Annotated in this window: 2 protein-coding genes; both read left to right on the top strand. The window is 47.1% G+C overall.

Going from position 1 to position 427, the window contains the following annotated elements:
• Nucleotides 1-162: hypothetical protein (locus tag VT06_RS17980; protein ID WP_152659074.1), on the top strand; the 162-nt coding region annotated here is incomplete at its 5' end.
• Nucleotides 163-178: 16 nt separating this feature from the next.
• Nucleotides 179-427 (top strand): biotin/lipoyl-containing protein (locus VT06_RS17435; protein WP_046555603.1); only part of this gene is annotated, 249 nt, incomplete at its 3' end.

Below are 427 nucleotides of genomic sequence, written 5' to 3'. Positions count from 1 at the left end.
GGCGCTTGGTATTGCAGCCAGCATCATTTCTGGGCCTCTATTCCAGATGATGCCAAGCTAGTATATGCAGGCCGTGCAGCATCTTCATCACCAGCGGTAGGTTACGCATCGGTGCATAAAGAGCAGCAAGAAAAACTCGTTAACGAAGCGTTAAGTATTTAACAGGTGAGATCACATCATGGCGATTGAAATCAAAGTACCAGAATTACCGGAATCCGTAGCAGACGGCACCATCGCAACTTGGCACGTTAAAGAGGGCGATAAAGTTAGCCGCGATCAAAACCTGGTTGATATTGAAACCGACAAAGTTGTTTTGGAAGTTGTGGCCGAAGCTGATGGCGTGATCGGTAAGATCGATGCTGATGAAGGTGCAACAGTAAAAAGCAAAGAAGTAATCGGCAGCATTGAAGAAGGCAGCGCAAGTGCT

This window comes from Arsukibacterium sp. MJ3 (assembly GCF_000987765.1).
Lineage (GTDB): Bacteria > Pseudomonadota > Gammaproteobacteria > Enterobacterales > Alteromonadaceae > Alishewanella.
The sequence above is the reverse complement of the archived record's forward strand: the minus strand, read 5'-3'. Positions and strand labels throughout refer to the sequence as shown.